A 19,797-nucleotide genomic window follows, 5' to 3' on the forward strand; every position below is an offset into this window, starting at 1 on the left:
CCCGCCATGTCTGCCGTGTCTGCCGTGTCTGCCACGCCTGCGAGCCTGCCGGAATCTGTGCAGCAGTGGCACTGCGAGATGTCGGAGACCTTCGGTGGCCTGTGCCCCGAGAGTTCCGTCGATGCCGCGCCTGTCGGTACGGTCAGCGGCGTAAGTCTCGGGGACGTAGGCGCTTTCGACATCTCCGGTTCACCGCAGATACTGCGGCGGAGCGCACGCGCAGCAAAGCGACACGGTAGTGATCTGCTCAAGATCTGCACGGTCCGAACCGGGAGCGCGATACTGCGCCAATCGGACCGCGAGTTGACGGCCCCGCCCGGCGCGATGATTCTCTACGACGTCGAGCATTCGTACGCGCTGCGTTTCGACGGTCACTGGTCGTGCACCGTCATGACCCTACCGCGCAGTGCGGTGAGTCTGACCGAGCGAGAACTGAATTGCGCGCTCGAGCGCACCCACGACGGTCGGCGTGGGTCCGGTGCATTGCTGGAAAATTTCATCTCGGGCGCTGTTGCATCCCAGGTCGACGGCAGCGCAGCCGGGCTTCTCGGAGATGCTGGAGTCAATCTCGCTTCGGCAGTTCTGATGCAAGGATCTGCGCCCGCGACACCCGGACGTTCGACGCGAGAGGAGATCTTGCGATATGCGCTTCGGAATCTCGACTCACCAGATCTCTCGGTCGCGTCGATCGCCGGTGCGTTGCACCTGTCGCCGCGAACCGTTCAGCGTCACTTCGGTGACGGGGATCTGACCCTCAGTGCGCTGATTCGCCGCGAACGGTTGATCCGCGTACGCCGCGATCTCACCGACGTCTCACTGCGGGGTCATTCGATCTCCATCCTGGCCGCACGATGGTGTTTCCATGACGCACCAGCGTTTTCGCGTGCGTTCAAAGCGGAATTCGGTGCGGCGCCGTCGGAAGTACGTAACTCGCCTGATCCGAACGCCCGCGAACGTCACTGATCTGTCGCATCCGAACAACAAACGTGTCCGATCACGACAACCGGGAGCCCGAATACCGGGGCAGAGTGTGTTTCAGATCGCTTTTTCAGACTCGCGAAGAGCTCAGGTCCACGAACAGCGAGGACCGCAGCGAAAGCTACGAATCGAGGAACGCATGACGAATCTGCTCGCTCATCAGCAATGGCACGGAAAGATTTTCGACGGCCAATGGATCGACGGAGGCGGTGACACCGTCGAGTCGCTCGAACCGGCTACCGGCGAGGTGCTCGGTGTGATCGGCACGGCGACTGCTGCGGATATCGATCGAGCGGCACACATCGCGTCGGCCGCGCAGCCGGCGTGGGCGGCGACGATCGGGCAGGCTCGCGCTTCGGTGATCCGTAAGGCAGCGCAGATTTTGGAAGCCGAGCGAGCCGAGGTGGAGCGCTGGTTGATCCGTGAAGGTGGTTCCGTACCAGGGAAAGCCGCATTCGAAGTTGATCTTGTCATCTCTGAACTGTGGGAAGCCTCGGCACTGCCGACACAGCCGTTCGGGCACCTTCTGCCCGCCAGCCAGGAGGGGCGCACGAGCATCGGTCGCCGGGTGCCCCTGGGTGTGGTCGGCGTGATCAGCCCGTGGAATTTCCCGCTTCTCCTCGCCATGCGCGCTGTCGCCCCCGCCTTGGCGCTCGGAAATGGCGTCGTTCTCAAGCCGGATGTTCAAACCGCGATCAGCGGGGGTGCGGTCATCGCGGAATTGTTCACGTCTGCAGGTCTTCCCGAAGGCCTCCTACATGTGCTCGCCGGTGACGCGGAACCTGGTCAGGCATTGTGCGAGAGCCCGAGCATCGCGATGGTGTCCTTCACGGGTTCGACCGCCGTCGGCCGTCAGGTCGGGGCAACTGCCGGTCGCACGCTCAAGCGTGTCTCGCTGGAACTGGGTGGGAACAATGCGCTGATCGTCCTCGACGACGCAGACCTGGATGCCGCGAGCTCGGCGGGCGCGTGGGGTTCGTTCCTGCATCAGGGGCAGGTCTGCATGACCGCAGGCCGCCACATCGTGTTGGAATCGGTCGCCGATCAGTACCTGGACCTGCTGGCCAAGCGCGCAGCGGTCCTGCCGGTCGGGGATCCCAATACAGGTGACGTCGCTCTCGGACCGCTCATCAACGCGCGGCAGATTGCGAACGTCGATCGAATCGTCCAGGGCACCAAGGCGGCCGGCGCCGAAATCCGCGCCGGTGGAACATACGAAGGGCTCTTCTATCAGCCGACCGTCCTGGCCGGAGTCACCTCGGACATGCCCGCGTTCCGTGAAGAAATCTTCGGGCCCGTGGCGCCCGTCGTGATCGTCAAGGACGAAGACGAGGCAGTCAGGACGGCCAATGACAGCGAATACGGTCTGGTTGCTGCCATTCAAACACGATCGGTTGAACGCGGCGAGCGGATCGCGGACCGACTGCGTACCGGCATCGTGCACATCAACGATCAGACTTTGAACAACGATGCCTATGCACCATTCGGTGGCACGGGTGCCTCCGGAAACGGCGCGAGATTCGGAACTCAAAGCAGTTGGGACGAATTCACCACCTGGCAGTGGCGAACCAGCCGGCCAGCAGCGCAGACCTTCCCCTTCTGAAGCCGAAAGGTACTCCGATGCAAACCATCTCGGCTCACGATCTTCCCATCGTGTTGCAGGACGGCGAATTCGAATTGCGGATGCGAGAAGAAGGCGACATGATCGTCAACTTCGTCAAAATGCCTGCTGGTGCAGACTTCGCCGAACCGTTCGCACAATTGGAAGGCGGGCGCTGTCAATGTCCGCACTACGGATACGTCTTGAAAGGAAGGATCTACACAGATTCCGAAGCAGGTCGGCAAACCTACGATGCCGGCGACGTGTTCTACTGGGCACCCGGTCACGTTCCCGGAGCGATCGACGACTCGGAGTATGTCGACTTTGCTCCCAAGGCTGAATTCCTCGAACTGATCGACGGAGTGCGTAAGGCGATGGGCGGCTGAGCTGTTCGGCCGCCACCGAGGTCAGCGTATTCCGTCGCGACGTAGTGCGACGGACACTGCGGCAGAGCGGGTATCGACGCCGAGCTTGGCGTAGATGTGCCCAAGATGGGTTTTCACCGTCGCTTCGCTGATGAAGAGTGCCTTACCCAGCTCGCGGTTGGTCATCCCCTCGGCGAGCAGGCTGAGCAGTTCGGACTCACGGGCGGTGAGCGCTTCCTGCGGGCGCTGCATCTGCTGGACAAGACGAGAGGCCACAGTGGGAGAGAGAACGCTGCGCCCGGCTACCGCGCCGCGCACCGCGCCGAAGATCTCGTCGGGCGTTGAGTCCTTGAGTAGGTAACCGATGGCACCGGCGTCCACGGCCCGCACGACGTCGGCGTCGGTGTCGTACGTCGTGAAAACCAGTACGGGAACATCGACACCGTCGCTTCGCAGGCGTTTGATCGCTTCTGCACCGTGCATGCCGGTGCCCATGTCCAGATCCATCATCACCAGATCCGGTGAGGCCGACGGTATCGCCGTGGCCGCCTCCTCGCCGGACGATGCTTCGCCGACTACTTCGACGTCCGGCTGAGTGTTCAGCAGCGCTCTCAGCCCGGCTCGCACGACCAGATGATCGTCGACGAGGAACACGCGAATGGTGGTGGTCACCGGATCCTCCGTTCGAGAGGGAACTGGGCCGCGACGACGGTGCCGTCTCCCGGTGCACTTTCCACGGTGAACGATCCGCCGAGCTGTGCGACGCGGCTTCGCATCGCACGCAGGCCGTATCCACCGTACCGAGAATGGTCGGCGAGCTTTCCCGGATCGAAGCCGACGCCGTCGTCGAAGATGTCTACGGAGACGGAGTGGTCGAGATACGTGATCGTCACGCCCGCCGTTTCGGCGCGAGCGTGGCGGGCGATGTTGGAGGACGCGCTCGAGACCACTCGCACGACGGCATGAGCTACGTCCGAGGGCAAGATGACGGCTTCACCGACGGTGCGGATCCGAACGGCCGGGACGAACTGGCGGGCGGCGGCCACGACCAAGGCGTCGAAGTCGCCCGTACCGCCCTTGGTCGGCGCCAGATCGTGGACGAGGTCGCGACTCTGCATCAAGCTGGTTCGGATGTTCTCTGCTGCGGCATCGACATCGGCTCGAGACGGCGAACCCGTTGTATTCCACGTTTGTTCGGCTGCCTCGAGCCGTAGAAGGGCGCTCGCCAGTCCCTGGGTAACGGTGTCGTGGATTTCGCGCGCGAGGCGCTCTCGCTCAGCGGCAACGCCGGCAGCGCGTTCGGTATCTGCCAATGCAGATTGAGCTTCTGCTATCTGACGCAGAAGCCGAAGGCGTTCTCGGGCATCTCGTTCCATCTGCCCGTACGCGGCCGCGACCAGTGCCGCGGTGCACAGCGGCCCGAGAAGTGTCACCAATTCGGCACGACCGGTGACCCGGTAGAACGCGATACCGGCGAGGACGCCCAGGATCCCGACGAGGGGGTAGGCGATCTTGCTCGGATACAGACGAATGCAGAGGAAGAGAACGGGAAACGCACACCACGCGAAACTCGGGGCAAGCCAGACCAGCGCTGCCCATGCGCTCAGTACCGGCCACATCCACAGCCGTTGGCGAACCACATCTCGCGAGGACACCGTGGCCATGACGGCGTAGAGCAGGGCGAGGACCACGGCCAGGACGAGTACAACCCCGAACCGACCGCTGGTCCCGTGGACTGTGACGTACCGAACTCCCGATGTAGACAGCAGTACGAAGAACGACGCGTGGATCGCATACGCCAACGGGCCGCGTAGGCCGCGTTCGGCGTCGGCGTTCATGGCTCCGTTACTCATCCCTCGAATGTTACGGAGGGCACCAGGCCGTCGTATCAACCATTCGGATGATATCCGGGTAGCCGTAGGGGGCACGGTTCGTCACCCGAGCGCCCGATGTGCGCACCCGCCCCCGGACGCGACGCTGTAGTGGACGGTTTCGAACCATTCGATTGAAAGTGTGCCCGACATGAACCACCGCATTTACACACGACTTCCCCGTACGCTCGCTGTCGCCGTTCCGGTTGTCGCAATCCTTGCCAGCGCCGCATGCTCGACCACCGACACACCGGTGGCGAACGCATCGAGCACGACGTCGATTACTGCCACGCAGCAGCCTGCCGCGACCGGTGATTCGGCGATTGTCACTCAGAATCGACTCAGTGCCGACGCAGCAGTGAAGGCTGCTGGTGCGGCCCTGGCGAAATGCCGCGCCGACGGTCTCGGCTTCGTCACCGTCTCCGTCGTAGACCGCGCGGGAAATGTCATCGCCATGGTGCGCGGCGACAACGCAGCCCAGCACACGGTGGAAGCCTCACGCGAGAAGGCATACACCTCTGCAGCTTTCGGAGCCGACACCAGTGACCTCTCGCAGCGTACCAAAGGCGAAGGATCAACCATCGCCGACCTTCCCGGCACTCTCTTCCTTGCAGGTGGAGTCACATTGAAGGCTGGAGCCGGGTCGATCGCCGGTATCGGTGTCGGTGGCGCTCCAGACGGAATGCAGGACCAAGCGTGTGCTGCCGCAGGTCGTGATGCGATCGCTTCGTCACTCGGCTGAGTGAGCGCATTCAGCGTGCTTCGTGAATTGTGCTTTTCGCCACCTGGATTCGCTCGGCACGACAGTTGTCCGATTGTTGCGATGACCTCGACTTTGTAACACCGGAGCCCCCGGAAAGGGACAAACACGTCGACAGTGGAACCGACGATGCACTTACCGAAGCGAGTTTCTTGATGCGCAGTTTCGGGGAAAGACACAACCTTGCAGAGAATCAGATTCACGTTGCCCGAACGCAATACACGGCGGGTGCGGGTGCTCGTAGCGGCGTTGTTGTCGATGTTCCTGCTCGGCGGTATGTTCGGTCCGACCGCCGCGAGTGCTACTCCGGCGCGCTCGGCGCTATGGGGTGGGTACGACGAGTTGTGGGTCCCGTCTTCGATGGGAAACATCAAGGTTCAGGTGCAGTGGGCCGCGCGCGGTGGCAACGCCGCGTTGTACCTGCTCGACGGTCTTCGCGCGCAAAACGACAGAAATGCTTGGAGTTTCGAAACGAACGCACTCGATCAGTACCGCAATGACAACATCACGTTGGTGATGCCGGTCGGCGGTGAGTCGAGTTTCTACACGGATTGGTACGCGCCGTCAAATTTCAACGCTCAGCCGATAACGTACAGGTGGGAAACGTTCCTCACCCGCGAGCTTCCGGACTTCCTTGCAGGGTATGGCGTTTCACCAACCAACAATGCGATCATCGGGTTGTCGATGGGCGGCAGTGCCGCGTTGAACCTGGCGGGGCATCATCGGGATCAGTTCAAGTTCGCCGGCTCGCTGTCCGGCTACATCAATATCTCGGGTCCGGGTATGCGTGAAGCGATCCGCGTAGCCATGTTCGACGCCGGCCGGTACAACGTCGATTCGATGTGGGGCCCGCCGTGGTCATCCGGATGGCTTCGCAACGACCCGTTCGTCAACGCGGAATCGCTTCGCGGACTGTCGATGTACATTTCGTCGTCCAACGGCATCCCGGGACCGTACGATCATCCCTCTGCGCCGATCGATTACTTCCACACGGCGACGGGTATGGGGCTCGAGGCGCTCTCGTGGGTGCACGCGCGTGCATTCGAAATTCGCCTGAAATCCTTGGGAATCCCAGCGACGTACAGCTTTCCGCCCGCCGGAATTCACTCGTGGCCGTATTGGTCTGCTGAATTGTGGATGGCCAGAGGACAAATCCTCGACACCATGAATGCCTGGTGAAGCTGTAGTGAGGATCTCTCCGGACTTGCTCTCGATCGAAAGTCCGGAGAGAACTCGCTCAGAAGGTGATGATGCCACGGAGGTTGCGACCGGCATGCATGTCGGCGAAACCGTCGTTGATCTGGTCGAGGGTGTATCGGTTGGTGATCAGTCCGTCGAGTTCGAGCTTGCCGCTGGTGTAGAGATCGATCATCCAGGGAATGTCGGCGGTGGGATTGGATGCACCGAACAGGGATCCCTGAATTCTCTTCTGGTACAGCGTGAGTTCCATCAGGCTCACGGGAATTCCGACGTCCGTCATCTTCCCGAGGCCGGTGACGACGCAGGTTCCTGCCTTGCGGATCGACGAGAATGCCTGCGCGACATGTTCTCCGGTGGTGACACCGACGGTGACGATGGCCGAATCCGCGCCCTGGCCGTTGGTGAACGAGCGCGCTATGTCGGTGGCTTCCTCCATGGTGGCCACGGCATGGGTGGCGCCCAACTTCAATGCACTGTCGCGCTTGAACGCAACCGGGTCCACCGCGATCACGTGGGCGGCGCCGGCATGCGAGGCGCCCTGCACCGCGTTGATTCCGATTCCGCCGACGCCCATGACGATGACAGTCTGCCCGGGATACACCTGAGCGGAGTTGACCGCGGCGCCCCAACCGGTTCCGACGCCGCAGCCGAGCAGACACAAAGCGTCGAGTGGCAGGTGCTTGTCGACTTTCACAGCCGAGAGAGTGCTGACCGTGGTGTATTCACTGAAGGTGGACAGGCCGCAGGTTTGTGCGACGGGCTGACCGTCGAGAGACATTCTGTAACTCGAGGTTTCGCCGGGTCTGCTGCCGGTCATGATGGCGGCGCCGTTGTCGCAGAGGTTCTGGATTCCGCTTGCACACCAACGGCAACGGCCGCAGGCGGCGAGGAACGAGAACACGACATGATCGCCCTCGGACCATCCTTCCGTGTTCGGCCCGACCTCGACGACGATTCCGGCGCCTTCGTGTCCGCCGCAGATGGGGTAGCGGCCGACTCCGTGGTCGCCGCTGGCGATGTGATCGTCCGAGTGGCACAGGCCTGAGGCGACCATTTTGACAGTGAGTTCGCCGCTGCGGGGTGAATCGAGTTCGAGATCGACCACCTCGTATGTGCCTGGTGCTTGGCGAATGACGGCTCCACGAGTGCGCAAGGTATCTCCTGAGGTAAGAGTTGTTCTTCGGCTTCCTCAGTTGTCTACTCGAGAGTTCAGGACGGGCTCGAGGCCTATCTCACTGATCGGACGTTTCGTATCTTTCAGACTCGTCCGGGGTGCGTCCCAAGATGGCGAGTTGCAGTTCGGTGAGCAGTCGCGTATCCGGCTCGTCCAACGAAATGCCCATGATCTGTTCAGCGCGCCGAATGCGGTAGCGCAGCGTGTTCGGATGTACTTTCAGAGACGAGGCGGCCTTCTTCACATCCCCGAAAGCTGTCAGGTAGGCCGTGAGCGTGAACTGCATGTCAGAGGTGTTCTTGTCGTCGTAGGAGACGAGTCTGTCGATACGAGGGTCTCGCAATCGCTCGTGATCAGCAACGAGGTCGAGTATCTCGCCCAGCAACACTGCGGTGCGTGACGCCGCGAGTGTGGTGACCTTCGAGGTTTCGTGATCATCGGTGGTATCGAGCACGCGGTCCACTTCTCGACGCGCCTCGGGTACGCCGTGCAATCGCGCGATCGGGACCGCGACGGCGGCGCGCATGCTGATGCCCGCACGGGCCTCGACTACTCGCACGGTGTCGTAAGCCCAGTCGCTGATCGCGACCTCGTGTTCGGCCTGAGGAAACAGCACGTAGATCCGGTTGTCGATGATCGTTGTGACCGCGTCGCTGCGGAATGCGCTGGCGCGCAGGCGCAAGGCGTTGGTGATTCGATCGAGATTCGATCCGGGCGCGAGTGATGTCGCAAATCCGATGACCGCAGACGGTCCGTCGGTGTTGATGCCGAAGGAGCCGGCCAGCGAGTGCATGTCGACTCCGCCGGAGCGAACGCCGAACAGCCTTTGTAATTGGGCATTCTCGCGGCTGGAGGCGTCCAAGGTTCGCATGAGAATGCGTGCGGCGACTGCCGCTGCACCCCGCAATACCGCTTGGGCGTCGTCGGAAAGAGGTTCAGAGGCGCGCTGCACCCAGATGCTGCCGAGATTGTGTTGGTGTGCAACAGAACCCGTCGGCGCTGACAGGTCCGGGCGGGTGATGCTCACAGCCAACCTGTGCGCGGCTCCGATGCTCGGCTCGGAGGGCAGACTGATGACCTCGTCCGATCGCCTGAGATGCTCGAACACGCCTCTGCGCTCTATCCATTCGGTGTATTCGATCGGCCACTCCCGGCCCAGTATGGAGAGCTGACGGAGTTCGTCTTCACCTTCGTGAGCAGCTGAATATGCGATGACATGGAGTGCCGTGTCGTCGATCGTCACGAGTCCGCCGGTCAATTCGGCGATCGTCTCCGAGAGCGCGAACAGATCCGAATCGCCACCGGCCACAGCTCCTGAGACGGCCCGCGAACGGTACATGCTCTGTGTCAGAAGTCGTTGTACGAGTGAATAGACGTGTCCGGAACTAGCCTGCGGATGTACCGCGGCCACTGCGATTCCGATGTTGCGTGCGGCGGTCAGAAGCGTCGTCGCCTCGCGCGCATTCTTGACGAGCAAGAGCTTCGGACGACGCCTCGCCGGCCTGCCTTCGAACTTTCGCAGCCACTGCGTCATCGTCGATTCGGGAACCCCCACGGGGAGGTAGATGTCGGAGATCGCACCACGGCTGTCGGTGCCGTCGATATCGGAGGACTCGACGAGGGCGATCGAACGGATTTCGACATCGAGTCCGTCGGGGCTTTCCAGAAGTTCGATCACGGACTTGTCCGTGGAATGCATGAGGGCGCCGAGGGTGGTGCCGACACTCGGCCCGTTATTCCTCGGACCTGTCGACGCTTGCGGGAGGGCTACAGAAAGTGGCTGCACATTTGCTCCTCGGCCGGTGGGTCATTACAGGCTAACCCCGACAGACGAAATGCAGAATAAGGAAATAGGGGACAAATTTATTCGTCGGGCATGGTGATGCCGAGTTCCTGCACCTTTTCGGCGACTGCCTCTGGAAAAACGTTCTTGAACAGATAAAGGTCTTGTCCGATCACCCAACCAGGTGCCAAAGCCGTCGCATATCGTTCGAAGTATCCGAGTTGTTTACCGAAAAGAACCAATTCCTCGGGACTCGCAACGCCCCACTGCTTGCCCAACTGAATCAGTGCCATGATCAATTCACTGAGCTTGAGTTCACCCAGGTCACGGCCGAGAATCGGGGCCAGGGCCGTTGCGACCTGCATACCGAGCTGATCGTCGTCGACCTCGTAGTCGGTTGCATATCCCAAGGATCGAATTCCGCGGGCGACACGGGCGAAATCACCGTCGATGAGGGTGGCTCGGAACATGTCGGAAAGGATGGATCTCCAGGTCTCGGGAAGGACGCCGACGATGCCGAAGTCGAGCATCGCTATCCGGCCGTCGTCGAGGACCCACAAATTTCCCGCGTGGACATCTCCGTGGAACGGACCGTGAACGATGACTGATTCGAGCCAGACCTTCACTCCGCGTCGGATCAGCATGCGGGCTTCGTCGATACCGTCCGGACCGGCGACGAACCGATCCAGTGGAACGCCTCGCATGCGTTCCATACAGATGACTCGGGGGCCGCAGTAGTCCCAGTAAACCTCCGGTGTCGTGACTCCTTTGTTGTCGCCGAACGCACTGATGTTGTTCCGGAATGTGGTTTGCCGGTCGGCCTCGACCGCGCTGTTCAATTCCGTCATCGTGGCGTTGTGCAGATCGCGAATGATGGCGGTGGCATTGGCAATTCGAAGGAACTCGACAAATTTCTCGAGGATGTTCGCGCCCCAGTACGCCGCCCGCAGGTCGATCAGCATCCGCGCATAGATGTCCGGACGCTGGATCTTGATGACCGCCTCTCGGCCGTCGTGCAGAACGCACGCGTGTACCTGCGCTACCGATGCGGCCGCGAGAGGTACGTCGTCGAATTTCGCGAACAGGTCGTCCACGGAGTAACCGAGGTCCTTCTGCACGACGCTTCTGGCCTGCTCGGCCGGGAAAGACGGAACATCGTCGAGGCAGCGTAGGCATGCATTGGCGACGGGGGCCGGGAACAGGCCGGACGACGACGCGACCAGTTGGCCGAGCTTGACGAAGGTGGGCCCCAGCGCGATGAAGCCGTCGACCATCCCGTCGGAAGCAGCGTCTGCCCAGGTGCGGCCACGCTTGCGGAAAGGCCACACGATCAGTGCCAGCATGATCGACGTGGACAACACGACGGCGATGATCGCGGAACGCCACAACTGGGCGAGGCCGAAGCGTTCGAGGTCCGGCATGTGGACTTCGAGGGCAGTGGCGGGCACTCCTGACGAGTACGGCCCGACAGGTCGCGTTGGATCCAGCACAGCTCTCCCTCGTTCAACGAGCGCATCCAGCATTTTGCCGTGAGATCACTTACGCGACCCCTTCCGTTAGTCAGTATGCCAAGTCACACATAACTGCCGGAACCGCCTACGCGTTCAGCCTACGATCGGTGAATGCGTGAGCACTTGATCCCGATCGGCGAGGTTGCAAAATCGTTCGGAATTGCGGCGTCGACCTTGCGTTATTACGAGGACGAAGGACTGCTGTCCGCGCGGTCGCGAACTGGCGGCAAACGCTGGTACGGGCAGCGTGAGCTGCGCCGGCTGGCATTGATCCGGATGTACACCGAGACGGGAATGTCCTTGGAACAGGTGCGGTCCTTCATCGAAACCGACACCACGTCCGACCAGTTCTCGACGGTTCTCGCAGATCAAGTGTCGACACTCGAGGCACAGATCGCCGCTGCTACGCGAGCGAAGCTGATCCTCGAGCATCACCTGACGTGTCGGCAAGAGCGTCCGATGCAGTGCCCGTGGTTGCTCGAGCAGCTCGACATTCGTGTCGAAGCGGCGCTTGACTTCAAGTTGACTTGAACCTTCATAGTTAGGGCGCACTTACCGCCCTATCTGGAGGTTGACCATGTCGGCACGACGATGGCTGCCGCTCATCGCCGCATGCATCGGAACTTTCCTGTTACTGACGTACGCCACGATCACAACGATCGCGGTGCCGGCCATCGCAGTCGGTTTGGACGGCAGTACGGGCGCGATGTCATGGGTCGTCGACGCCTACACGCTGGCTCTTGCCGCGCTTCTGGTGGGCATGGGCGCACTCGGCGATGCGTGGGGACGCAAACGCCTCTACATCTGTGGACTGGTCGTGTTCCTGGTTGCAACGGCCGTGTGCGCGATTGCTCCGGACATCACGGTTCTGGTCGTTGCTCGCGGCGCGCAAGGAATTGCCGGTGCGGCGATGTTCGCGACACTCCTGCCTCTGCTTGGCGACGCTTATTCGGGCCGCGATCGGCACGTGGCTTTTGCCGCGTGGGGTGCCGTCGCTGGATTGGCGGCGGGAATCGGCAACGTTGCAGGAGGGCTGCTGACGCAGTTCTTCGACTGGCGTGCGGTCTTCTATTTCGGAATCCCCGTGGCCGCAGTGGCGCTCGCAATGGCTGTGTTCTGTTTCGCCGACAGTGAGCGCGGCGACGACAACATCGACTGGGCCGGAATCGTTTTGTTCACCCTCGCTGCCGTTGCCGCGGTTCTCGGCGTGACGTGGGGCGGCGACATCGGGTGGGCTTCGTCGTCGACAGCTCTTGCCTTCCTGATCGCAATCGGTGCGCTGACGGCGTTTGTGTGCTGGCAGCGTCGAGGCAGCAGTCCGATGCTCGATCCGGCATTGTTCCGATCCCTGAAATTCGACGGCGTCCTCGTCGCTGCTTTCGGGTACTACCTCGCGGCCTACGGCCCGCTCGTAGTCCTTTCACTGTGGCTGCAGAACGGGCTGGAACTGTCGGCATCGGCGGCCGCACTCGTGCTCTCGATTCAACCGCTCGCTTTTGTCTTCGTATCGGCCTTGTGTGGATCACGGCTTCAGCGCGTCGACCTTCGACTGTCGCTCGGATTCGGGACGATCCTTTGCGGAATCGGTTGCGTGGCCATGCTGTACGTTCTCGCCGAGCCGGTCTGGCCCGCACTGATCGCCGGGCTGATTCTGACCGGTGTCGGTTCGGCGATGGTGTCGCCGGTGCTGCCGGGTGCCGCGATGTCGGACGCCCCGGCAGAGCGCGCCGGGACGGCTTCGGCAACAGCCAACTCGTCGCGTCAATTCGGGCTTGCCGTCGGAATTGCGTTGTGCGGCTCGCTCTTCGTCGGTCCGGACGAGTTCGCCTTGCTGTGGCCGTTGGTCTTCTGTGCCGGCGTCGGAATGCTCACGGGTTTGGTGTCGATCCTTCTCTTTTCTCGTTCGTCAACTCCTGAAACAGTTCAACCAATCGCCGAAAGGGCACACACATGACCACGCTGTTCACTCCACGACCGCACCGGCGTATCGAGATGGACTGGAATCGCCGCAGGTTCCTCGGCGCTGCAGCAGGATTGGCTGCTGCGCTGGCAGCGGCCGGTTGCTCGCGTTCGGACGCAGACGCCGGGGGCGAAGGCGACGCAGGCTGGTCATTCACCGATGATCGCGACAATCTGATCGAATTGGATTCACCACCAAGGACATTTGTCACCTACACCGGTATCGCGGGTGCTCTGTGGGATTACGGACTGGTGCCTGTCGGAGTTTTCGGGGCACTGACACGATCGCCGGGATCAACGGACACCAGCATCTCCGGCAATTTGGATTTCGCGAAGACCGACATGGTCGGGCAGCTCTGGGGACAAGTGGAACTCGAGAAGATCGCTTCGCTGGAGCCGGACGTCGTCATAGTCCCTCAGCTGCGTGGTTCGGCACTACTCGACGAGGCGAACTTGGATGCGGTGAAAGGCTTGTCGACAGTACTGTTCGTGGAAACGGCAGCAGGAACCATCGACCGAACCGTGCAAGAGATCGTGGAACTCGCCGTGGAACTCGGGGCGGACCAGGATATGGAGGCTCAGCGAAAAGAATACGACGCTGCGCGTGCACGGATCTCCGAAGTTGCTTCTTCGCTGAATAATTCACAGGTTTTGTTCGCGTCCGCAGATCCGGACACGATTCGTGTCAGTCGTTCGGGATTCCCGATCCTTGCAGATCTGGCGGGATTGGGCCTTGCCGTCGTCGATCCGGCCGCGGGATCGTCGGTCTACGTCGAGAAACTGGCTTGGGAGATGGCGGACCACTATCCGGCCGACATGATCTTCCTCGACGATCGCCCGTCCAGTTTGCAACTGGATACGCTCGGAACCAATCCTGCGTGGTCCAACTTGCCCGCGGTGAAGGCGGGGAAGATCGGGACCTGGAATCCGGAACCCGTGCTCAGTTATGCCGGGATCGCCCGTACGTACAACGATCTGGCTGACCAGCTGCTGGCATTCTCACATTCCTGACCGCCGCGTCGTCTACGACGTATGGACCTCTTCACCGCTCTGTCTGCTCGTGTTGAATCCCTCGATTGGCCTGCGCTGATCGAGGGAATCGACTCCAGTGGGTGTGCCCAGACGACGCCGATACTCGACGAGTCGGAATGTCGCGAAATTGCTTCCTGGTACTCGGAGGTCGACCGGTTCCGGAGCACCGTCGACATGGCTCGATACCGTTTCGGCCAAGGGGAGTACCGGTACTTCGGTGATCCCGTACCGGAGCCGATCACGGCTATGCGATCCGCCTTCTACCGACACCTCCTGCCCGTGGCGCGGGAGTGGGCGTTCAAGCTGGGCGAGGGTGCACCGTGGCCGGATTCTTTCGAAGAATGGATCGATCAGTGTCACGACGCCGGTCAGAATCGCCCTACCCCGATCCTTCTGTCCTACGGACCTGGTGACTGGAATGCATTGCATCGGGACTTGTACGGAGAGTTGCTGTTTCCCTTGCAAGTCGTGATCGGGCTCGACAGACCTCGCATCGACCACGTCGGCGGCGAGTTCTTGCTCGTGGAACAGCGGCCGCGCGCCCAGTCGAAAGGGACGGTGACAGTTCTCGGGCAAGGTCACGCTTTGATCTTCACCACGCGGGATCGACCGGTGCAGAGTTCTCGTGGGTGGTCGAGAGCCCCTGTGCGACATGGTGTCAGCGTGGTGCACTCGGGTACGCGTCGAACATTGGGATTGGTGCTTCACGATGCCGAGTAAGACGTACATTCTCCGCGACGCTCGCAACAAACCCTACGAGAGTTCGACGCCCGGTGTGCTTGGCGGGCACCGGAAAACGAAGATCTACGGGCGACTCGACTGTCGAGGGGCCGCGCAGGCAATCGCGCGTGGCGGGTATGTCGCCAGTCGGGTGTTCTTCGCGGACGAGCCGACCGCGATTGCGGCCGGCTATCGCCCCTGTGCCGTCTGCATGCCCGAAGGTTACGCAGCCTGGAAGGCAGTTGCTACGCGCCGAAGCGGTCGCGGTACTCCTTCGGAATGAGCGGCTTGTCGCCGCGGACCTTCAGTTGCTGGACAGCCCAGGTATTGCCGTCCGGGTCGGCGAATCCGAAGAAGGTGCCCCCGTCACGCTCGTCGAAGACGGTGACCTCACTGGCATCGACGCCGCGGCCGATGAGCTCTTGGCGAGCCGCTGCAGCGTCGGCCACGACCAACTGCAATCCCTTCAACGAACCAGGGGTCATCTCGGTCTGCGACGGCAGGTTCCCGATGACGATCGAGCAGCCCGAACCACGCGGAGTGAGCTGGGCGACCGTCATGTGTTCGTTGACGGTGTGGTGGTCGAGATCGAAACCGACCTTGTCACGGTAGAACTCGATGGAACGGTCGAGGTCACTGACGGGAACGATGACTACTTCGAGGGTCCAGTCCATGAAACTGCCTTTCGCTGAGGAGGTTCGGGCAAACAGGTAGTCAGAGTTGCGCGACGATCTTGTCCAGGCGTTCGTAACCTTCGGTGACGCCGAGCTCCATATTGCTCTCGATCATTCCGTCTCGCGCTTCGAGGCTCGGATATACGGAATGGCCGGAGAGGCGGGTGCGTCCATTGCCCAGATCCTCGAACGTGATCGATTCGATGCTGACGACGTCGGGAAATCCCTCGTATTCGAAGGTCTGGATGGCAAAGTCGTTCTCGCGAACAACGTGAAATACACCGTTGAACCGGAACTCTTCGCCCTCGGGGTTGCGATGGACGTACTTGTATCGACCGCCGCTCACGAACTCGTATTCGTCGATCTCCATCTCGTATCCGTTGGGGCCGAGCCACTGCTTGACCAGATCGGGATTCGAATGAGCTGCGAAGACGGCACTGACGGGTGCGTCGAATTCGCGGGTGATGTCGATGTACGGCACGCCCTCAGGAGCCGTGATGGTGACGGGATTGGTGGTAGCCATGGCTAAGTCTCCTTCTGTGTGGTGCTGAGTAGGTGATCGAGCTTGCGGAACTGTTGTTCGTGGATCAGTCGATAGCGGTCGATCCAGGCGGTCAAAGCCTCGAGAGTTGCGGCGTTGAGATGTACCGGCCGCCTCTGGGCTTCGCGGCTGCGAGTGACCAAACCCGCGGCTTCGAGTACCTGAATATGTTTGGAGATGGCCTGTTTCGTGATCTCGAACGGCTCGGCCAACTCGTTGACCGTTTGGGGGCCGGTGCTCAGGCGGGCGATGATCCGCCGTCGTACCGGGTCGGCAAGCGCCATGAACGCTTTGTCGAGACGCTCGTCTGCCCCTGGATCCACGATCACTTGTCAACCATCTCCTTTATCAACCAACCTGTTGATTACGGTACGAGCCCATGCCGAGGGTGTCAATGCTTCGAAACCGATTAGCGTGGAAACCATGAACGCTCTGATTCCTCGGCCACGATTGGAAGTGGCGCCGGGGGCGATCCTCGTTCCGGATTGGCTCAGCGTCGAACAGCAACGCTTCTTGGTGGCCGAGTGCCGACGGTGGGCGACCGCACCCGTACCGATGCGCTCCGCTGTTGTCCCTGGTGGGCACAAGATGTCGGTGCAAACAGTCTGTCTCGGTTGGCATTGGCAGCCGTACAAGTACACGCGCACCGCCGACGACGTGAACGGTGCGCCTGTCGCAGCGGTGCCTGACTGGCTCGTCGACCTCGGCCGGGCCGCAGTTGCCGCTGCCTATGATGATCCGACTGCGGGGGAGCGGTACACGCCGGACACTGCGCTGATCAATTTCTACGACGAGGGCGCTCGGATGGGCATGCACCAGGACAAGGACGAGCGCTGCGACGCTCCCGTCGTCTCACTGAGCGTCGGGCAGAGTTGTGTCTTTCGATTCGGGAATTCCGAGAACCGGAACAAGCCGTACACCGATGTCGAACTCTATTCGGGTGATCTCTTCGTCTTCGGTGGAGAGTCTCGGTTCGCATATCACGGAGTGCCGAAAGTTATTGCGGGAAGTGCAAGTCCCGACATAGGTCTGCCGTCCGGACGGTTGAACATCACGCTGCGCGAAACCGGGATGTCCTGAGTTTCAGGTTGATTTCGGCCTCGCGAATGGGAGGATCGGTGGGCAGCGCTCGGAGAAGAAACGGGCATTCAATTTATCGACATCCCAGGTCATTCTGAAATAGTCACCAACTGTGGTCATTAGTTAAGGCATCAACGTTCGTTGAATCCGTCCAATTGGTCTCGTTTCATGTCAAGATCAACCGACGACGTTTCAGGCTGAACGAGATGGAGATTCGATGCATTCGATCACACGAGCGGCCCTCATCGGTGCTGCAGCTCTTCCGTTGGCAATGGCTGCTCCCTCGCTGGCCTCAGCTTCCACAGCTGCCGACGTCACCTTCGCTTACAGTGCTTCCGGCTCGACCGTGAGCAACACCATCACCAACAATTCGGGTGGAGCTCTGCAATGCAGCACCTCGCTCGCGAACGCGCCCGGCGGAGTGCTGCCACCGATCGAAGTGACGATCGGTCCGGGACAGACGATCTACGAGAGCGGCGTGATCCCCACCGGCACAACAGTTCAGACGATAAACGATATCCCGGACGGCTCCTACGTCGTCCTGGCATCCTGCGGCAGCGTCGATGAACCGACGAGTATGTGGGTATCGGACTATCCAGGACTCGAGCCCTACCTGGCGATGTTCCCGTACACCACATACGCGGTGCAACAGGCATCCTGGGTGGTCTCACTGCCCAGCGCTGGTGCGCCCACATCAACCCCTGGCATGAACTTCGGGAGCTGACACCGGTAGTGGAACTGTGGATCGCCATCTGCCCGAGAGAATCGGTGTCGGGCGCGATCACTGCCGTCTTTGTGTAGCTGTGGTTTTCGTCGATCAGAGCTCTCTGTTTGCCTGTAGTGACTGCGAAATAGGTCGTATTGATTGCTGAGGCTGAACAATAGAGAGGGCTGAAAAAGTTGGGAGACAGGTGTTTTGGCAGGAGTGATCCGTGTGCCATCAGTACAGTCTCGACCGGAACCAGTGATCGAGGCTGATCATGTCGATCTGGTGCATGTCGAGACTCAGCTGGGCAGCAGCTTTCACCGCGTCGGCGCGGGGGATAGAGTTCTGGGGCAGAGTCCAGTTGGTCTCCCGTGCATGTTGCTCGAGAAGGTCGATGACTGTCCGCGGGACAGGCTCGTTGACGTGAAGTGTTGAGCCGTAGCGAAATTGCTGTTCTATCGACAACTCGTAGATGGATCGGGCGAGTAGGTCTACGTCGACTACCGACAGGACAGCGCTACCGCCGTCGATGATCGAGTCGAGGCGAGAGACAATTCGCGTCAGTGTCGGAAGAAACCATCTGTCGCCGGGTCCGTACACGAGATGCGGCCGGACGACCAGGCCTCCGGCGTCGCGCATGAACTTCTCGGCGAGAGCGCGCGTGCGACTGGCAGGTGAGAAGGGGCTGAGAGGTGCGCCGTTGACCGGCAAGTCTCGAAACGGTCCCGGCCCGTACACGGCCGCGGTGCTGACGTAGAGCAAGCGTTCGACGCCGACGGCGGCGGCCATCGACGCAACGTTCTGTACGCCGTGTTGGTTGACGTGAACGCACTGTTGTTCGTCGTCGCCCACGTACGACACGCAACAGATGACGGTCGACGCCTGACTCATTGCAACTCGTAGAGAAGCACTTTCGTTGATGTCGCCGATCACGGTGGCGATTCCTTCACGGCCGAACTGTTTGGCTGCGGTGGCCGTGCGAACGAAACCGATTGCAGCGTTTCCGTCGCGGGAAACCAGCTGTTTCATCACTGCGGAGCCGATGAAACCAGTGGCACCGAGTACCAGAGTCGTCACGGTGTGTCCGTGTCGAGAGCGTTGCTGCGGGCTCTTTCGACGTATCGTTGAGATTCATTCCGTCGGCAACGAGAGCTGGGTAGATCATGCAGGAGCGTGCTGTCCTGACGCGCCAGGCCGTCATTTTGGGTGCTGCGAAGAGCTTCGAGAAGTTCGGGTACTCCGCCAGTTTGGGCACGATCTTGCAGCACGGGGGTGTGTCGAAGGGGGCGATGTATTTTCATTTCGCGTCCAAGGAGGAGCTTGCGCACGCGGTCATCGCAGCGCAGCACGGTATGGCGATGGAGGGTACCCGGCGGGTTGCTGCGCACTCCGACATCGCGGTCGAAACCCTGGTGCTCGTTTCGCAGGAGATGGCTCGGCAGCTTGTGACCGAGCCCATCGCGCGAGGTGGCATGCGGTTGACGATGGAGATCGGCAGTATTCAAGGCCCCATCGAACAGCCGTACCTCGATTGGATCGAGGCTATCAAGCAGGTGGCAACCCAAGCGGCCGAAGCCGGCGATATCGTCCCGGGCACCGATATCGACGCGTTGGCTCGATTTGTGGTGGGGTCGTTCACCGGAGTGCAGATTCTCTCGGAAATGCTGACGGGCAGAACCGATCTGTACGAGCGGTTGAGTCAGATGTGGAACCTGGTGCTGCCAACGATCGTCCGCGAGGACAAGTTGGCGCACGTCATGCAACTGGCGGCGCTTGCACCGAGAGAGTGGGAAGCACCGAGCGCTTGACGTGGAAGACGCGACGAGAAGAACGTGTTCGTTCC

At 61.2% G+C, this 19,797-nt stretch carries 22 protein-coding genes; 13 read left to right on the top strand and 9 right to left on the bottom strand.

Annotated elements, in window-relative coordinates; genetic code table 11:
• The first annotated feature begins 6 nt into the window (after positions 1-6).
• The 3 genes from P3G66_RS00105 (at position 7) to P3G66_RS00115 (ending at position 2,964) form a co-directional block, all read left to right on the top strand.
• Positions 7-963: a helix-turn-helix domain-containing protein gene (locus P3G66_RS00105; protein ID WP_257899182.1), complete on the top strand. Its 957-nt coding sequence runs from the start codon at positions 7-9 to the stop codon at positions 961-963.
• Positions 964-1,117: 154 nt separating this feature from the next.
• Positions 1,118-2,581: a benzaldehyde dehydrogenase gene (locus P3G66_RS00110; protein ID WP_217017942.1), complete on the top strand. Its 1,464-nt coding sequence runs from the start codon at positions 1,118-1,120 to the stop codon at positions 2,579-2,581.
• 17 nt (positions 2,582-2,598) lie between these two features.
• Entirely contained in the window at positions 2,599-2,964 is a 366-nt protein-coding gene (locus P3G66_RS00115; RefSeq protein ID WP_039973111.1) for a hypothetical protein, read from the top strand.
• Positions 2,965-2,985: 21 nt separating this feature from the next.
• Here P3G66_RS00115 and P3G66_RS00120 read toward each other — a convergent pair whose 3' ends face one another.
• Both P3G66_RS00120 and P3G66_RS00125 read right to left on the bottom strand, forming a co-directional pair.
• Positions 2,986-3,615: a response regulator transcription factor gene (locus P3G66_RS00120; protein WP_007729766.1), complete on the bottom strand. Its 630-nt coding sequence runs from the start codon at positions 3,613-3,615 to the stop codon at positions 2,986-2,988.
• On the bottom strand, positions 3,612-4,781 hold the full coding sequence (locus P3G66_RS00125) for a histidine kinase (RefSeq protein ID WP_065351502.1): 1,170 nt from the start codon (positions 4,779-4,781) through the stop codon (positions 3,612-3,614). The genes P3G66_RS00120 and P3G66_RS00125 overlap by 4 nt, the downstream gene beginning before the upstream one ends.
• Before the next feature lie 184 nt (positions 4,782-4,965).
• Here P3G66_RS00125 and P3G66_RS00130 point away from each other — a divergent pair, with 184 nt between their 5' ends.
• Together P3G66_RS00130 and P3G66_RS00135 are read left to right on the top strand one after the other, a co-directional pair.
• Positions 4,966-5,556 (top strand): heme-binding protein, encoded by a 591-nt coding sequence (locus P3G66_RS00130; protein WP_003940245.1) that lies wholly within the window; start codon positions 4,966-4,968, stop codon positions 5,554-5,556.
• 294 nt (positions 5,557-5,850) lie between these two features.
• Positions 5,851-6,753, top strand: a complete 903-nt coding sequence (locus tag P3G66_RS00135; protein WP_276116267.1) for an alpha/beta hydrolase family protein — start codon at positions 5,851-5,853, stop codon at positions 6,751-6,753.
• 58 nt (positions 6,754-6,811) lie between these two features.
• Here the strand turns inward: P3G66_RS00135 and P3G66_RS00140 are convergent, their stop codons facing one another.
• The 3 genes from P3G66_RS00140 to P3G66_RS00150 all read right to left on the bottom strand — a co-directional run bounded on the left by P3G66_RS00140 (position 6,812) and on the right by P3G66_RS00150 (position 11,221).
• Complete coding sequence (locus P3G66_RS00140; RefSeq protein ID WP_003939726.1) at positions 6,812-7,927, bottom strand: NDMA-dependent alcohol dehydrogenase; 1,116 nt, start codon at positions 7,925-7,927, stop codon at positions 6,812-6,814.
• Positions 7,928-8,006: 79 nt separating this feature from the next.
• The gene (locus P3G66_RS00145) at positions 8,007-9,734 is read right to left on the bottom strand and encodes a helix-turn-helix domain-containing protein (RefSeq protein ID WP_276116034.1); all 1,728 of its coding nucleotides are present in this window, start codon (positions 9,732-9,734) and stop codon (positions 8,007-8,009) included.
• Between the two features lie 77 nt (positions 9,735-9,811).
• Complete coding sequence (locus tag P3G66_RS00150) at positions 9,812-11,221, bottom strand: AarF/UbiB family protein (protein ID WP_007729754.1); 1,410 nt, start codon at positions 11,219-11,221, stop codon at positions 9,812-9,814.
• Positions 11,222-11,353: 132 nt separating this feature from the next.
• Here P3G66_RS00150 and P3G66_RS00155 point away from each other — a divergent pair, with 132 nt between their 5' ends.
• From P3G66_RS00155 to P3G66_RS00175, 5 genes are read left to right on the top strand one after another with little or no spacing between them, the layout of a single operon-like run.
• Entirely contained in the window at positions 11,354-11,773 is a 420-nt protein-coding gene (locus P3G66_RS00155) for a MerR family transcriptional regulator (RefSeq protein WP_007729752.1), read from the top strand.
• Between the two features lie 46 nt (positions 11,774-11,819).
• Complete coding sequence (locus tag P3G66_RS00160; protein ID WP_042925156.1) at positions 11,820-13,196, top strand: MFS transporter; 1,377 nt, start codon at positions 11,820-11,822, stop codon at positions 13,194-13,196.
• Positions 13,193-14,212, top strand: a complete 1,020-nt coding sequence (locus tag P3G66_RS00165; RefSeq protein ID WP_042925153.1) for an ABC transporter substrate-binding protein — start codon at positions 13,193-13,195, stop codon at positions 14,210-14,212. Before P3G66_RS00160 ends, P3G66_RS00165 begins: the two co-directional genes overlap by 4 nt.
• Before the next feature lie 21 nt (positions 14,213-14,233).
• Complete coding sequence (locus P3G66_RS00170; RefSeq protein ID WP_042925149.1) at positions 14,234-14,953, top strand: 2OG-Fe(II) oxygenase; 720 nt, start codon at positions 14,234-14,236, stop codon at positions 14,951-14,953.
• On the top strand, positions 14,943-15,236 hold the full coding sequence (locus P3G66_RS00175; RefSeq protein WP_007729748.1) for an Ada metal-binding domain-containing protein: 294 nt from the start codon (positions 14,943-14,945) through the stop codon (positions 15,234-15,236). The genes P3G66_RS00170 and P3G66_RS00175 overlap by 11 nt, the downstream gene beginning before the upstream one ends.
• On the opposite strand, the gene P3G66_RS00180 is transcribed toward P3G66_RS00175, so the two are convergent.
• Genes P3G66_RS00180 through P3G66_RS00190 form a run of 3 tightly spaced genes read right to left on the bottom strand, consistent with a single transcriptional unit; the run spans position 15,199 to position 16,497 of the window.
• Positions 15,199-15,627 (bottom strand): VOC family protein, encoded by a 429-nt coding sequence (locus P3G66_RS00180; protein WP_007729747.1) that lies wholly within the window; start codon positions 15,625-15,627, stop codon positions 15,199-15,201. The genes P3G66_RS00175 and P3G66_RS00180 overlap by 38 nt on opposite strands.
• A 40-nt stretch (positions 15,628-15,667) precedes the next feature.
• Positions 15,668-16,150, bottom strand: coding sequence for an SRPBCC family protein (locus tag P3G66_RS00185; protein ID WP_003940319.1), 483 nt, complete (start codon positions 16,148-16,150; stop codon positions 15,668-15,670).
• A 2-nt stretch (positions 16,151-16,152) separates the two neighbouring features.
• Complete coding sequence (locus P3G66_RS00190; protein WP_003939956.1) at positions 16,153-16,497, bottom strand: metalloregulator ArsR/SmtB family transcription factor; 345 nt, start codon at positions 16,495-16,497, stop codon at positions 16,153-16,155.
• Positions 16,498-16,591: 94 nt separating this feature from the next.
• Between P3G66_RS00190 and P3G66_RS00195 the strand changes: the two genes are divergently transcribed.
• Together P3G66_RS00195 and P3G66_RS00200 are read left to right on the top strand one after the other, a co-directional pair.
• Positions 16,592-17,248, top strand: a complete 657-nt coding sequence (locus P3G66_RS00195) for an alpha-ketoglutarate-dependent dioxygenase AlkB (protein ID WP_007729744.1) — start codon at positions 16,592-16,594, stop codon at positions 17,246-17,248.
• Positions 17,249-17,465: 217 nt separating this feature from the next.
• Entirely contained in the window at positions 17,466-17,972 is a 507-nt protein-coding gene (locus tag P3G66_RS00200; protein WP_003940400.1) for a hypothetical protein, read from the top strand.
• A gap of 216 nt (positions 17,973-18,188) precedes the next feature.
• Here P3G66_RS00200 and P3G66_RS00205 read toward each other — a convergent pair whose 3' ends face one another.
• A complete protein-coding gene (locus tag P3G66_RS00205; protein WP_276116035.1) occupies positions 18,189-19,031 on the bottom strand; it encodes an NAD-dependent epimerase/dehydratase family protein in 843 nt (280 codons plus the stop codon).
• An 86-nt stretch (positions 19,032-19,117) separates the two neighbouring features.
• Here P3G66_RS00205 and P3G66_RS00210 point away from each other — a divergent pair, with 86 nt between their 5' ends.
• Positions 19,118-19,762 (top strand): ScbR family autoregulator-binding transcription factor, encoded by a 645-nt coding sequence (locus P3G66_RS00210; protein ID WP_003940238.1) that lies wholly within the window; start codon positions 19,118-19,120, stop codon positions 19,760-19,762.
• The last annotated feature ends 35 nt before the right edge of the window (positions 19,763-19,797 follow it).

The sequence above is a fragment of the Rhodococcus sp. C3V genome (assembly GCF_029269915.1).
In the GTDB taxonomy this organism is placed as follows: Bacteria; Actinomycetota; Actinomycetes; order Mycobacteriales; family Mycobacteriaceae; genus Rhodococcus_F; species Rhodococcus_F qingshengii.